Source organism: Streptomyces sp. NPDC059371 (assembly GCF_042751995.1).
Classification (GTDB): domain Bacteria; phylum Actinomycetota; class Actinomycetes; order Streptomycetales; family Streptomycetaceae; genus Streptomyces.
The window spans coordinates 1-14091 of the sequence record NZ_JBHYXD010000152.1 but is presented as its reverse complement, the minus strand read 5'-3'; the positions used below and the strand labels follow the sequence as shown (position 1 = coordinate 14091).

The window sequence follows — 14091 nt, the reverse complement described above, 5'->3', positions numbered from 1 at the left end:
TACTCACCCTCTCGGGCTTTCCTCCGGGCGCTTCCCTTCGGTCTTGCGTTTCCGACTCTATCAGACTCTTTCGGGCCTGACTCCCAGTCAGCGGGGCTTGCCTTCCCGGCCGTTGGGCCGTTCCGACGTCTCAAACTTTAGCGGATCTTCCCGGCAGTTCCTAATCGGGCCGCCGGACCCCACTCGAATTGAATTCGGACACACCGAATTCACCCCGGCTGGGAGATCGTGCTGAAGATTTGATTGCCGCATCAGCGGCGGAGGTGCCGTCCCGGAACCAGACCGGCTCCGTGACAACTCGAAGAACTTTACTCATCCGGCAGGGCACTGTCAACACCCGCCTGTCAAGATCTTTAATCCAGGTCGCTGAGCCGGCCGCCCGCGTCCGGCTGGGCGTCCTCCACCCGTCGCAGCAGGCGGGTCAGGACCTCGCCCAGGACACCTCGGTCCTCGGTGGAGAGGTCCTGGAGCAGGTCCTCCTCGAAGACCGTGGCGAGGCGCATGGCCTCCAGCCACTTCTCCCGGCCCTCATCGGTCAGCTCGACGATGACGCGCACCCGGTTCGATTCGTCGCGCTCCCGGGTGACCAGTCCCTCCGCGACCATGCGGTCGATGCGGTGGGTCATGGCGGCCGGGGTGAGGCCGAGGCGCTTGGCGAGCTCGCTCGGGCCGAGGCGGTACGGGGCGCCGGCGAGGACCAGTGCCTTCAGGACCTCCCACTCGGCGTTGCTGATGCCGAGTGCGGCGGTCTGACGGCCGTAGGCGACGTTCATCCGCCGGTTGAGGCGGGACAGCGCCGACACGATCTTCTCGACCTGGGGGTCGAGGTCCTGGAACTCGCGCTGGTAGGCGGCGATCTGTTCTTCGAGTGTCGGCTCACTGACGCCGGGGGTGTCGCCCATGGCCCGAGTATCGCATGAGGTCGCTTGGTATTGAAGTCCTTCAAGGTGTACAGTTCAACCTCGAACTTTAGCTTTGAAGTCTTCAGGCTTGCATCCATGCGTAGGGAACCGGTCACGGACACGGTGCCCGGCAGCGGACAGGCCCGTACGGCTTCACGACCAAGGCAGGTGAAAGTGACCAGGGCGATGGGCGCGGCGATGCGCCGGATCCACGTGGGCAACGCGCTCGGCGCGTTCGGGCTCGGCTTTACCGTCCCCTTCCTCTACGTCTATGTGGCGCAGGTGCGGGGACTCGGCTCCATGACGGCGGGCGTCGTGCTCGCCGCCTTCGCCGTGGCCGCTCTCGTCGTGCTCCCGTTCGCCGGACGGGCGATCGTCAGGCGCGGTCCGCTGCCGGTTCTGCTCACCGCCCTGGTGACAGCCGCGCTCGGTGCGCTGAGCCTCGGGCTGGCGAGCAGCGCGACGACCGTGGTGCTGTCGGCGGCGGCGCTCGGTGCCGGGCAGGCCGTGATGCAGCCGTCGCTCGCGACGATGATCGTGGACTGCTCGTCGGCGGACACCCGGTCGCGCGCCTTCGCCACGCAGTTCTTCCTGCAGAACCTGGGCCTCGGTGTCGGTGGTCTCATCGGGGGCCACATCGTCAACCCCGACCGGGCGAGCTCCTTCACGCTGCTGTTCGCGATCGAGGCGGCGATGTTCCTGGTGCTGGTCGTGATCATGGCGACGGTGCGGATGCCGCACGCGCCGCGGATCGGCGACGACGCACCCCGGTCCAAGGGCGGAAGCTGGAAGCAGCTCCTCGGCAACCGGGCCATGGTGCAGCTTTCCGTACTGGGCTTCGTGCTGTTCTTCGCCTGCTACGGACAGTTCGAGTCGGGCCTTTCCGCGTACGGCGTCGAGGCGGCCGGTATCTCCACGTCCGCGCTCGGTACGGCGATGGCGGCGAACACGGCGATGATCGTGGTCGCGCAGTTCGCGGTGCTGAAGTTCGTCGAGCGCCGCAAGCGGTCCCGGGTGATCGCCGCGGTCGGGCTCATCTGGGCCGTCGCCTGGCTGGCCGCCGGGTACGCGGGCCTCGGGCACGGCAGCCAGACCATGGCCACGGCGGCCTTCGTCTCGACGTACGCGCTCTTCGGCCTCGGTGAGGCGATGCTGTCGCCGACGGTCGCTCCGCTGGTCGCCGATCTGGCGCCGTCCGGCATGGCGGGCCAGTACAACTCGGCCTTCGCCCTGGTGAAGCAGCTCGCGCTGGCGATCGGCCCGGCGGTGGGCGGTCCGATGGGGGCCTCGCTGCACGGCCCGTACGTCGTGACGTTCCTGATCTTCTCGCTCGGCATCACCGTCCTGGCCGTGCGGCTCGGACGGCAGCTCACCCCCGTACAGAATCAGCCGTCGCTCGCGAGGAGCCGGGTGGTCGCGCAGGGTGGGGCTCCGGCCGAGCCGGTGCCCGCCGGCGCCTGACCGCCGGGCCGCGGGACAGGCGCGGATCATGACGGCCGCCATCACGGAGTGACGTGGTGGCGGCCGTTTCGTGTGCGCGGGGTGGGTCTCAGCGGGTGCCGGTCAGCAGGTTCGCGGTGAAGGGGAGGGTGGCGGTGCCGTCGGGGGCGGTGTGGCCGGCGAGCCGGGTGCGGACAGCATGGCCTGCGCGCAGGAGTGCTTCCTCGCCCCCGGTGTCGACGATCGCCTGTCCCCAGGATGTGGACGAGAGCTGGCCGGGGGCGTACGCGTCGAGGGGCGGGAAGGGGATGCCGAAGGTGACCTGGCGGACGGCGACGTCGTGGAACCCGGCGCCTCGCAAGGCGGCGGAGAGCCGCTCGGGGGTGCCGGAGAACGCGCCCTCGTAGTCGGCCGCGAGTTCCTTGCCGCCGTACTCCTCGACCGCCTCGTACTGGGCGACGAAGTACGGGATGAGGTCTCTGGCGGCCCACGCGGTGGCGGCGAAGCGGCCGTCGGGGCGTGTCACGCGGGCCGCCTCCGCGAAGGCCGCGTCGAGGTCGGGAAAGAACTGGACGCCCTGCTGGCACACGACCACGTCGAAGGCCGCGTCGTCGTAGGGGAGTCTTTCGGCGGGGGCGACGGTGAACCGGATGTCCGGGTACATGCGGGGCGCTCGCTTTACGGCCATGCCGATCATGCCCGCGTTGACGTCCGCCCCCGAGACCCGGCCGGCGGGGCCGACCCGGGCCGCCGCCGCGCGGGCCGCGAAGCCGGTGCCGCAGGCCAGGTCGAGCACCTCGGCGCCGGGATACAGGTCGACCGCGTCCAGGATCGCTTCCACGAAGGGCGCCATGAACGGTGCCGCGTACCGCTCGTAGCGCTCGGGGCCACTTCCTTTGAGCTGAAAGCCCGATTCGTCTGCCATGGGGAGCTCTTAGCACCGGCCGGGCCTCTCGGCCAGGGGACGCGCGGCACGTGTCCTGCCCGCGGTTCGGTGTCAGGCGTACGGGACCGGTTCCAGAAGTGAGGACTCAGTACCCGGCGCGGGGATCGAGTACCCGGCGCGCGGGATTCAGTTCCCCGCGCGGGGGAGTGCGAACTCGCACCACACCGCTTTGCCGCCGCCCGGTGTGCGGCGGGAGCCCCAGCCGGAGGCGATCGTCGCCACGATCGCGATGCCGCGGCCCGCTTCGTCGCCGGGCTCCGCGCGGCGCCGGCGCGGCAGGTGGTCGTCTCCGTCGGTGACCTCGATGATCAGGCGGCGGTCGGTGCGGCGCAGACGCAGGCGCATCGGCGGGGTGCCGTGCTGGAGCGAGTTGGCGACGAGTTCGCTGGCGGCCAGGACGCCGAGGTCGTGCAGATCGTCGGGGAAGCGCCAGCTCGCCAGCACGCCGGAGGCGAAGGCACGCGCGCGTGGGGCCGCTTCCATGCCGCCGAGCAGTTCCAGGGCGGCGTTGCGGAAGAGCTCGCCCTCGGAGCCCGTACGTGAAGGGTGCTGGAGGACCAGGACGGCGACGTCGTCGTCGTGGTCGGCGGTGACGCCGGCCGCGCGGACCAGGCGGTCGCAGATCACCTGGGGGCTGCCGGTGGCTCCGGCGAGGGCGCGCTCCAGGGAGGCGATGCCCTCGTCGAGGTCCTCGTCACGGCGCTCGACCAGGCCGTCCGTGTACAGGACGGCGGTGGAGCCGGGGCCCAGCGGCACCGAGCCGGAGGCGTGCAGCCAGCCGCCGGTGCCGAGCGGAGGCCCGGTCGGTTCGTCGGCGCGGTGGATGGTGCCGTTCTCGTCGCGGACCAGGATGGGCAGGTGGCCGGCGGAGGCGTACACCAGCCGGCCCTCGTTCGGGTCGTGGATCGCGTACACGCAGGTGGCGATCTGGTTGGCGTCGATCTCGGTGGCGAGGCCGTCGAGAAGTTGCAGGACCTCGTGCGGCGGCAGGTCGAGACGGGCGTACGCGCGTACGGCCGTGCGGAGCTGGCCCATGACGGCGGCGGCGCGGACCCCGCGGCCCATGACGTCCCCGATGACGAGCGCGGTGCGGCCGCCGCCGAGGGTGATGACGTCGTACCAGTCGCCGCCGACCGCGGCCTCCGTGCCGCCGGGCAGGTAGGTGGCGGCGATGCGCAGGTCGTCGGGCTCCTCCAGTTCCTGCGGGAGCAGGGAGCGCTGGAGGGTGACGGCGGTCTCGCGCTGACGGCGTTCGCTGGCGCGCAGCCTCTCGGCGGCCTCGGCGTGGTCGGTGACGTCGGTGGCGAAGACGAGGACGCCGCGGCCGTCGCTCTCGGAGGAGGTGTCGACGGGGGTGCAGGTGAACGTGTAGGAGCGGCCGGTCGACACCTTGCGGGACTTGACGGTGCGGGGCTTGGCGCTGCGCAGGACCTGGTCGAGGAGGGGCAGCAGGCCGAGTTCGTCCAGTTCGGGCAGGGCCTCGCGCGCGGGTGCGCCGGCGGGACGGGCGCCGAAGGCCGCGGTGTAGGCGTCGTTGACGTACGAGACGCGGTGCTCGGGGCCGTGCACGAGGGCGACCAGTGCGGGGACGCGGTCGAGGACGGCGCGCACCGGGAGTTCGTCGACGGCGAGCCCGGGAGGGAGGTCGTCGGTGAGCTGCTCGGCGCGGGCCGCCGGCACGGAGCCTTCCCCGCGCCGGTCCGGGGCGGCCGTGTGTGCGGCCGTGTGCTCGGTCCGCGCTGCGGCGCGGCGCTGCGTTCCGGGGAGCCGGGCGCTCCAGCGCGTGAAGTTCACAGTGGGGAAAGCCTCGTGTTAGAAGGGCGAGCGGTTCACCCGCCCAAAGTCGTGGACCTGTCTGGCAGTCTGACCGACCGGGTCTGCATCCGTCAGACGCCGTCCCTGCCGGTGGAGTTCCTCGGTCCGGTCAGGACGACCCCTTCGGGTCGGCCGGAGGCTTTCCCCCGGCCGCCAGTTCGAACTCCGCACGGGGGTGTTCGAGCGAACCGAGGGACACGATCTCCCGTTTGAAGAGACCCGCCAGGGTCCATTCGGCGAGCACACGGGCCTTGCGGTTGAAGGTCGGCACCCGGCTGAGGTGGTAGACGCGGTGCATGAACCAGGCAGGATAGCCCCTCAGCTTGCGCCCGTAGACGTGTGCGACTCCCTTGTGCAGTCCCAGGGAGGCGACCGAACCCACGTATTTGTGTGAGTACGTCTCCAGCGGCTCACCCCGCAGGGTGTGCGCGAGGTTGTCGCCGAGGACCTTCGCCTGGCGCACGGCGTGCTGGGCGTTGGGCGCGGTCTCCTTGCCGGGCTCCGCGGTCACGTCGGGCACCGCCGCCGCGTCTCCCGCGGCCCACGCGTGCGGGACGCCGTCGACGGCGAGCTGGGGGGTGCACTTGAGGCGGCCCCGCTCGTTCAGGGGGAGGTCGGTCGCGGCGAGGACGGGGTGCGGTTTGACGCCGGCCGTCCACACGACGGTGCGGGTCGGGAAGCGCGCGCCGTCACTGAGGACCGCGATCCGGTCCGCGCAACTGTTGAGGCGGGTGTCCAGGCGCACCTCGATGTTGCGTCGGCGCAACTGGCTGACGGTGTACCTGCCCATCTCCTCGCCGACCTCGGGCAGGATGCGGTCCGAGGCCTCGACGAGGATCCACTTCATGTCCTCGGGCTTGAGGTTGTGGTAGTACCGCGCGGTGTAGCGGGCCATGTCCTCCAGCTCGCCGAGCGCCTCGACGCCGGCGTAACCGCCTCCCACGAAGACGAAGGTCAGGGCCGCGTCGCGGATCGCGGGGTCGCGGGTGGAGGAGGCGATGTCCATCTGCTCGATGACGTGGTTGCGCAGGCCGATGGCCTCTTCGACCGTCTTGAAGCCGATGGCGAAGTCGGCGAGTCCGGGGATCGGCAGGGTGCGCGAGACCGAGCCGGGAGCGAGCACGAGTTCGTCGTACGTGATCTGCTCCGCGCCCGCGCCCTCCTCCTCGGTGGCGAGCGTGGTGAGCGTGGCGGTGCGCTTGGCGTGGTCGATCGACCGGACCTCGCCGATGACGATCCGGCAGCGGTCGAGGACCCGGCGCAGCGGAACGACCACGTGGCGCGGCGAGATGGAGCCCGCGGCGGCCTCGGGAAGGAACGGCTGATAGGTCATGTACGGCTCGGGCGACACGACCGTGATCTCGACCTCGCCCCGCTTCAGTTCGGGCTTGAGCCGGCGCTGGAGGCGCAGGGCGGTGTACATCCCGACGTAGCCGCCGCCGACGATGAGAATGCGCGCACGTTCCTTCACCACCCCATGACGCACCCCGCTCCGGAGTTTGTCTACAGCCCCGGCAATTTGTGTGACCGGTCGCCGACAACGTGCAGAGTTGGCCGATTTGTCGGACTCTAGGGAAAACCCGCAGGTCATGGTGGGTGAGGGGGGTATTCGGACAGGGTGCAACCGGGACGTAAAGGGTCCGTACTCCGATCGGGGGGCGCTCCGTGCGGAACCTGCCCCTTCTGAATTGACCCCCTCTCAACTATGTTCGTGTGTCGACGGGGTGTAAGGGGATGCGCTCGGCGAGTCCGTATGACGGGCTCGCGTTCAAGCTTGTTCCACACGCTCCGGTCTGTCGATGGCGGGGAGAGTCTCCGGGGGGAGACGTCATTACCGGGGGAACGCTTATGCATATTCAGGACTCTCATTGGGCTTCCGCGTCAGCCATCGCACCTGGTGGTGCGATCGGCGCGGCGGCGACGAGCGGCAACGGCCGCGGTCCGGCGGACGGATCGCGCACGACGCCGCTGCGTGTGGACGCACAGCGCAATCTGGAACACGTACTGCGAGCGGCGCGCGAGGTCTTCGGCGAGCTGGGGTACGGCGCGCCGATGGAGGACGTCGCCCGACGGGCGAGGGTCGGTGTCGGCACGGTGTACCGGCGCTTCCCGAGCAAGGACGTCCTCGTGCGCCGGATAGCCGAGGAGGAGACCTCCCGGCTGACCGACCAGGCCCGCTCCGCGCTCGGGCAGGAGGACGAGCCGTGGTCGGCGCTCTCGCGCTTCCTGCGGACGTCGGTGGCCTCGGGCGCCGGACGGCTGCTGCCGCCGCAGGTGCTGCGGGTCGGCGTGGCCGAGGACGGTCCCGAGCAGGACGAGGCGCGGGTGCCGCAGCAGCGGTCCCAGACCGCGCCGGAGTTGCGGCTCGTCGAGCAGCGGACGGCTCCCGAGAACGAGCAGGTGATCGCCGAGGTGGACGACGCCGGTGCGGCGGCGCTGCTGGAGGTGGTCGGGCGGCTCGTCGACCGGGCGCGTGCGGCGGGCGAACTTCGCGCCGACGTCACCGTGGCGGACGTCCTGCTGGTCATCGCGACGGCGGCCCCTTCGCTGCCGGACGCGGCCCAGCAGGCGGCGGCCTCGGCCCGGCTGCTCGACATCCTGCTGGAGGGCCTGCGCTCGCGCCCCGCGTGAGCCGGACCGAAGGCGACCGTTGCGCGGGCGCGTTGCGGCCGCGCGACCGTACGGAAGTGCGAAGGCGTTCGGAAGCGCGAAGGCACTCCGGGGCACGAGAACGCCCCGCGTGAGCGGGGCCGGTGTCCGTGGGCGTCGGTGTCCGTGGGCGCCGGTGTCCGTGGGCGCCGGTGTCCGTGGGCGCCGCCGCGCGCCCGGCCGTTCGTGAGCACGTGGATGCTCCCGGGGCGAGTGAGGTCACTCGCCCCGGGAGCATCGTGCTTTCGGCGGGCGTGGGGTCACTCGCCCCGAGGGCGTCGCCCTTCCGGCGCCGCTCCGGTGCGGAACGCCCACTTCCGTGCGGGCGGCGGCTGTTGACCATTCCCCGAACGGGTGACGGTTAGTACTCCAGAGCGACAAGTCCCCTCGGACGAGTGGTTGGTCCGTACGAGCACGTTCCGGCCCGGGAGCCTGTGGCACTCTGGCCCGGTATTCGGGTCCGAGTGTGCAGGCGGGGGCTTTCCGCGATGAGTGTGGACGGGCGGGACGAGTCACCCGGTGACGGTGGCGCCGACGGCGGCACGGAAATGGGCGGTTCACCGTCACGACAAGTGCCGAGCCAGGGCGGACCGTACGGGGGAAGAAGCCCGTACGGCGGAAGCCCGCCCGGCGAGGACCGGGACCCGAGCGGCGACGCGCCGGACGGCGATGCCCCGGGCGGCGAGGACGACGACCCGCCCCATGACCGTCCCGACCCCGGAACGGCCGATGTCGGCGTGCCCTCGCAGCGTGACCGGTGGGACGTGCGTGAGAGCGGGATCCTGCCGCCCCCGCGGGAGCCGGCGTCCCCGGTGGCCCCACCCGCCGACGCCGGTCTGATCGAGCGGATGCGCGCGGGGGACGACACGGCGTACGAGGAGCTGTACCGCCGGCACGCCGAGGCCGTCCGCCGTTACGCCCGCACCTGCTGCCGCGACGCGCACACCGCCGACGACCTCACGGCCGAGGTGTTCGCCCGCATGCTCCAGGCCGTACGCGGCGGCAGCGGCCCCGAGCACGCCGTGCGCGCGTATCTCCTCACCACGGTCCGCCGGGTCGCCGCGAACTGGACGAGGACGGCCAGACGGGAGCAACTGGTCGACGACTTCGCCGTGTTCGCGGCGCAGGCCGCCCGTGGCTCCGAGGTCTCCGGCGACGACACCCTCGACCTCGGCGCGGACGTACGCGCGATGCACGAGGCCGAACAGTCCATGGCCATGCGCGCCTTCCGCTCGCTGCCGGAGCGCTGGCAGGCCGTGCTGTGGCACACCGAGGTCGAGGACGAGTCCCCGGGCGAGGTCGCCACGCTCTTCGGTCTCGACGCGAACGGCACCCGGGTACTCGCCAGTCGCGCCCGCGAGGGGCTCAGGCAGGCCTATCTCCAGGCCCACGTGAGCACCACGCTCACCAGGGACGAGGAGTGCGCGCGCTACGCGGACCGGCTCGGCGCCTACGCCCGCGGCGGCCTGCGCACCCGTGCCGAACGGGGCCTGCGCAAGCATCTGGAGGAGTGCGCCAGATGCCGTCTGGCCGCCGGCCAGATCAAGGAAGTGGCGGGCGGGATCCCCGCGGTCGTGCCGGTCGCTGTCATCGGCTGGTTCGGTGCCGCCGGGTACGCGAAGGCGGTCGCGCTCATCGCCGGGGGCGCCGGAGCGGGAGCGGCCGGAGTCGCGGGCGCGGCGGCCGTGGCGGGCGGCGGGTCCGGAGGCGCGAGCGCCGGAGGTGGCGCCGCGGTCTCCGAGGGGCTCGGCGCGCCGGTCAAGGCCGGTATCGCGGCGGGTGTCGTGGCGGTGGCCGCGGCGGCGGTGGCTCTGTCGCTGGTCGGCAACGGCAGCCCCGCCCGGCGGCCGGAGGCGGCACCGGCCGCCTCGCCCGCCGTCGAAGCGCCGGTGACCTCGCCCGCGCCGTCCGAGAAGGCCCCCGCGCCGAAGCCACCGGCCGTGGCGCACGGGCCGGCGCCCGCCCCGCCCCCCTCGGCCGAGCCGAAGCCCGCCCCGAAGCCGGCACCGAAAGCGGCCCCGAGCCCCGGCCCGACTCCGCGCCCCACGCCGACCCCGGCCCCCACCCCGGCTCCGCTGCCGAAGCCACCCCCGCCGCAGCCCGACCCGGAGCCCGCACCCACGCCTCCCCCACCCGCCACCGTCGTCTACCGGTGGAGCGACCTGGACTACGACGTCGTCGGTGACCACACCGAGCCGGAGATGCGGATCGGGGAGAGCAGTTGGGTGTGGCAGCGCCACAGGATGAGCATCGGGGACACCCGGTACGCGTACGGCGTGACCGTCCACGGCCGGTCCTCGGTCACCGTCGACCTCAACCGCGACTGCGGCTCGTACGACGCCCTGGCCGGTGTCGACGATCTGATGCTGGGCCTGGGCAAGGTGCGCTTCTCCGTCTACGCGGACGGGTCGCAACTGTGGCGGTCACCGCTGATCGAGGGCGGCGACCCGGCGGTCCCCGTCCATGTGAACCTCACCGGCCACCGGACGGTCCGCTTCGTCGTCGAACCCGACAGCCCGTTCGACTCGACGACGCTGGGCGACTGGGCGGAGTCGAGGTTCGTGTGCCGGTGAGCACCCGCTCCACGGGGTGCGTGCCGATGAACACCCGCTCCACGAGGTACGTGCCGGCGAACACCTACCCCGCGGGGTACGCCTCGACTGCCCGGGCCAGCTCGCCGAGGGCCTGTTCCTGGGTGTAGCCGGAGCCGTGGGCGCGCTCGGACTCGTAGCGCTCGGTGCCGAGGGCCGCGAGGGCCGCGGCCTCGGTGCGCCGTACGTCGGCGCTCTCGCGGACGGGACGCAGATCCCCGCCGCGCCAGCCGGTACCCGCGGCCACCAGCCGCACCGCCACCGCGTGGGCGCCCAGCTCGCCGAAGAGACGCGCGGCGCCCTCGACGACGGCGGACGCCACCACGTCCGCGCACCGCGCGTCCATCGCGTGCCGCAGCGTGGCACTCAGCTTCCGCAGACCCGCGACAGGGCCGGACTCGGCGGCCGTGACCATGGCGTCGATGCCGTTCAGCCCGACCGTGAACTGCGGTGGCGGGGTGCCGCGGAGACTCTCCTCGCGCGCCTTCTCGCACAGTTCGCGCGCGAGGGCGACCTCCCCACCGTCGAGGACCACCTGGGCGCGCAGCAGATGGACGAACGCCCGGGAATCCGTCACCCCTTACAGGTCGGCGGCGGCGCTCGCCTCGTCCAGCTTCGCCAGGGCCACGGAACGCTCGCCCGCGCGGTAGGCGATCTCGGCCAGCCGCGCCATGAGGAACGGCACCTCCGCGTACGCCCCCACCTCGTAGGCGAGCCGCAGCGCCTCCTCGTACTCGCCCTGCGCGTCGTCGAACAGGCCGCGCGCCATGGCCGCCTCGCCGGCCGCGCTGCACACCTGGGCGCGCATCCAGCGGTCCCCGACGCGTCGGCTGAGCACCCGGAGTTCCGCCAGGTCCTCGTCCACTCCCGGCATACCGCCCGGGGCGTCGACGACCATGTGCGTACGGAACATCAGGGCGACACCGATCTCCCATTCGCCGCCGAACTCACGGCAGTTGGCGACCGCCGCGTCCATCGCGGGCCCCACGTCGTCCGGCTCGCCCAGGAAGTGCGCGGCCATCGGCCAGATGATCCCCGGCATGCGCGCGGCGTCCGGACCGCCCCGCTCGAAGGCGCCCCGCACCCGCTCCACGTACTCCCGCAGCCGCTTGTCCTCCCACTCGCCCAGCGGGACGACGTCCACCTTCATGAACAGGTGGAGCATGCGCACCCGCATCCGCATGGCGCGCAACGGGTGCTTCTCCTCCCGCTCGGGATGGTCGAGGAAGACGACCACCGGATCGACGCCTTCGAGCTCGGCGAAAAGGGCGTCACCGCGGGCGGACACGGAACCGACGGTCCCGACCGGACGGCCATCGGACGGCGTGCCGAGCAACGTGCCGAGTTTCAGGACGAGTTCCGTCCAGGTGATGGCTTCGTACCGGAAGTTGCGCAGCCACCAGAACCAGCCCATGTCGAGGACGAGAGCACCGGCCTCCTCCTCGTCACGGTCGGCGAGCGCGCGCCGGAGGGCCGCCCGGATGTTGTCGTGTTCGTTCTCCAGGCGCCGGATCCAGGGGAGTTGGGCGCCCGAGCGCAACTGGGGCTCGGCCTCCTCGGTCAGGGCGCGCACCCACGCGCGGTGGCGCCGCTCGGCCGCGGCGCGCAGCCCGGGGACCTCGGCGGCGCGTTCGGTGGCGTATTCGTGGATGGTCTCCAGCATGCGATAGCGCATCCCGCCGCCCGCGTCGCCGCCATGGCTCCAGGCGTCTCGAAGACCGTCGTCGTGTCCGTACGGAGGGCTGTCGCCGCCCGTGCCGGCCGGGGTGGCGACGAGGAGGGACTTGTCGACGAGCGCGCCGATGGGGTCGGCGGCCGGGCCCGTGCACACGGCCTCCGCGGCGGCCAGGTCCCAGCCGCCCGCGAACACGGAGGCCTCGCGCAGCACGGTCCGCTCCCGTTCGTCGAGCAGATCCCAGGACCAGTCGACGACGGCACGCAGGGTCTGCTGGCGGGGCAGCGCCGTGCGGCTGCCTGAGGTGAGCAGCCGGAAGCGGTCGTCGAGCCGGTCGGCGATCTGCCGCGGGGTGAGGAGCCGCAGCCGGGCCGCGGCCAGCTCGATGGCCAGGGGCAGACCGTCGAGCCGTCGGCAGATCTCGTCCACGGCGGCGGAGTCGTGGAGCGCGGTGGCGGCATCGGGGCGCACCACGGAGGCGCGCTCCGTGAAGAGGCGGCGTGCGGGATCGGGCGGGAGCGGCTCGACCGGACGCACCAACTCGCCCGGGATGCCGAGGGGTTCGCGGCTGGTGGCGAGGATCGTGAGCCCCGGGCAGCGGGTCAGCAGGGTCTCGGCGAGTGCGGCCGCCGCGTCGATCACGTGCTCGCAGTTGTCGAGGATCAGGAGCTGGCTGCGCGGGGCGCAGTACTCGACGAGCAGGGCGACCGGGTCGTCCTGCGCGACCGCCATCTCGTTCGGGATCAGGGCGGTTTCGCGCAGACCGAGGGCGCTGACCACCGCGCCCGGGACCGCCTCGGGGCGGTCGAGCGGGGCCAGCTCGACCAGCCACGCCTGGTCGAGCCCGACGGCGGCTTCCTCGGCGAGACGGGTCTTCCCCGAACCGCCCGGTCCGGTCAGCGTGACCAGCCGGGCCCTCCGTACATCCGAACGGATGGCCCCGACCTCGCGTTCCCGTCCCACGAACGAGTTCAGCCGGGGCCGGATGTTCCCGGTCCGCTGGGCACGGGAGGGGTCCCCGGGGCGGGGCCCGGTCGCCGCGTCGCCGTCAGCGCCGGATGCGGGCTCCCGCGGTCCGCGTGTGTCCTGCGTGTCCTTTGGGCCCTGTGGGCCCTGTGGGTCCCGTGGGTCCCGTGGGTCCCGTGGGTCCCGTGGGTCCCTTGCGTCGTCCCATGGGTCCAGCAACGCGGCGTGCAGGTTCCGGAGCTCCGGCCCGGGGTCCGCGCCGAGACCGTCCCCGAGCGCACGGCGTACGTCCTCGTACGCGGCCAGCGCGTGGGCGCCCCGGCCGGTCTCGCGCAGGGCGCGGATGAGCAGAGCGTGCAGCGCCTCGTCGTACGGGTGAGCCGTCGTCAGCTCCTTCAGCTCCGGTACGACGTCGGCGGCGCGGCCGAGCAGCAGGTCCGCCTCGACGCGGCTGCGGGTCGCCTCCAGGCGCAGGGCCTCCGGGCGGGTCGCGGCGGTGCGGTCGGGGAGGTCCGCGAGGGCGGGGCCGCGCCACAGGGCGAGGGCCTCGCGCAGGCGGGCGGCGGCGGTGCGGGGGTCGCCCTCCTCGAGTGCGGTCCTGCCCTCCGTGACGAGTCGCTCGAACACGAACAGGTCCACGTCGTCGCGGGTGGCGTGGAGGCGGTAGCCGCCGGGCTCGGAGGTGACCGTGTCCTTGCCGATGGCCCGGCGGAGGCGGCCGATCAGTGCCTGCAGGGCCGCGGGGGCGTCCTGGGGTGGGGTGTCCGCCCACACCTCGTCGATGAGGGTGTCCGGGGAGAGGGTTCGGGTGGGGTGCTGGGCCAGGGCTGTGAGCAGCCTGCGTACCCGGGGGCCGCCCACCGCGACGAGGGTTCCCCGGTCGTCCTCTGCCTGGGCAACCCCCAGAATCCTGTACCGCACGCCCCCATTCTCACCGCCCACCCGCCCGGGGTCACCGTGTCACCCCGTCCGAGCCCTTCTTGCCTGCGTCCCTCCGCCCCCACCAACCCTTCTCTCGGCACGATCCGCGCCCGCACCGCGCGTACGCGGGCCGGGGTGGCTGACCAGCAGGGGCCGCGTCGCGCGTGGTAGCGCCGCAGCGAGAGT

At 72.6% G+C, this 14091-nt stretch carries 7 protein-coding genes and 1 pseudogene; 3 read left to right on the top strand and 5 right to left on the bottom strand.

The window, feature by feature from the left end; genetic code table 11:
- Nucleotides 1–353: 353 nt before the first annotated feature.
- Nucleotides 354–902 carry a MarR family transcriptional regulator gene (locus tag ACFXGX_RS41325; RefSeq protein WP_326786919.1) on the bottom strand — a complete coding sequence of 183 codons (549 nt, stop codon included), beginning with the start codon at nt 900–902 and terminating at the stop codon, nt 354–356.
- Between the two features lie 186 nt (nt 903–1088).
- Between ACFXGX_RS41325 and ACFXGX_RS41320 the strand changes: the two genes are divergently transcribed.
- Nucleotides 1089–2363, top strand: coding sequence for an MDR family MFS transporter (locus ACFXGX_RS41320; RefSeq protein ID WP_384803018.1), 1275 nt, complete (start codon nt 1089–1091; stop codon nt 2361–2363).
- An 88-nt stretch (nt 2364–2451) separates the two neighbouring features.
- On the opposite strand, the gene ACFXGX_RS41315 is transcribed toward ACFXGX_RS41320, so the two are convergent.
- The 3 genes from ACFXGX_RS41315 to ACFXGX_RS41305 all read right to left on the bottom strand — a co-directional run bounded on the left by ACFXGX_RS41315 (nt 2452) and on the right by ACFXGX_RS41305 (nt 6577).
- Nucleotides 2452–3267, bottom strand: a complete 816-nt coding sequence (locus tag ACFXGX_RS41315; protein ID WP_384803013.1) for a class I SAM-dependent methyltransferase — start codon at nt 3265–3267, stop codon at nt 2452–2454.
- 147 nt (nt 3268–3414) lie between these two features.
- Nucleotides 3415–5082, bottom strand: a complete 1668-nt coding sequence (locus tag ACFXGX_RS41310) for a SpoIIE family protein phosphatase (protein WP_384803010.1) — start codon at nt 5080–5082, stop codon at nt 3415–3417.
- Nucleotides 5083–5212: 130 nt separating this feature from the next.
- Nucleotides 5213–6577: an NAD(P)/FAD-dependent oxidoreductase gene (locus ACFXGX_RS41305; RefSeq protein WP_384803007.1), complete on the bottom strand. Its 1365-nt coding sequence runs from the start codon at nt 6575–6577 to the stop codon at nt 5213–5215.
- 374 nt (nt 6578–6951) lie between these two features.
- On the opposite strand from ACFXGX_RS41305, the gene ACFXGX_RS41300 reads away from it, so the two are divergent.
- Nucleotides 6952–7734 (top strand): TetR/AcrR family transcriptional regulator, encoded by a 783-nt coding sequence (locus ACFXGX_RS41300; RefSeq protein ID WP_384803004.1) that lies wholly within the window; start codon nt 6952–6954, stop codon nt 7732–7734.
- Nucleotides 7735–8240: 506 nt separating this feature from the next.
- Entirely contained in the window at nt 8241–10325 is a 2085-nt protein-coding gene (locus ACFXGX_RS41295) for a sigma-70 family RNA polymerase sigma factor (RefSeq protein ID WP_384803001.1), read from the top strand.
- A 64-nt stretch (nt 10326–10389) separates the two neighbouring features.
- Here the strand turns inward: ACFXGX_RS41295 and ACFXGX_RS41290 are convergent.
- A pseudogene (locus ACFXGX_RS41290) lies at nt 10390–13905 on the bottom strand (BTAD domain-containing putative transcriptional regulator).
- Between the last annotated feature and the right edge of the window lie 186 nt (nt 13906–14091).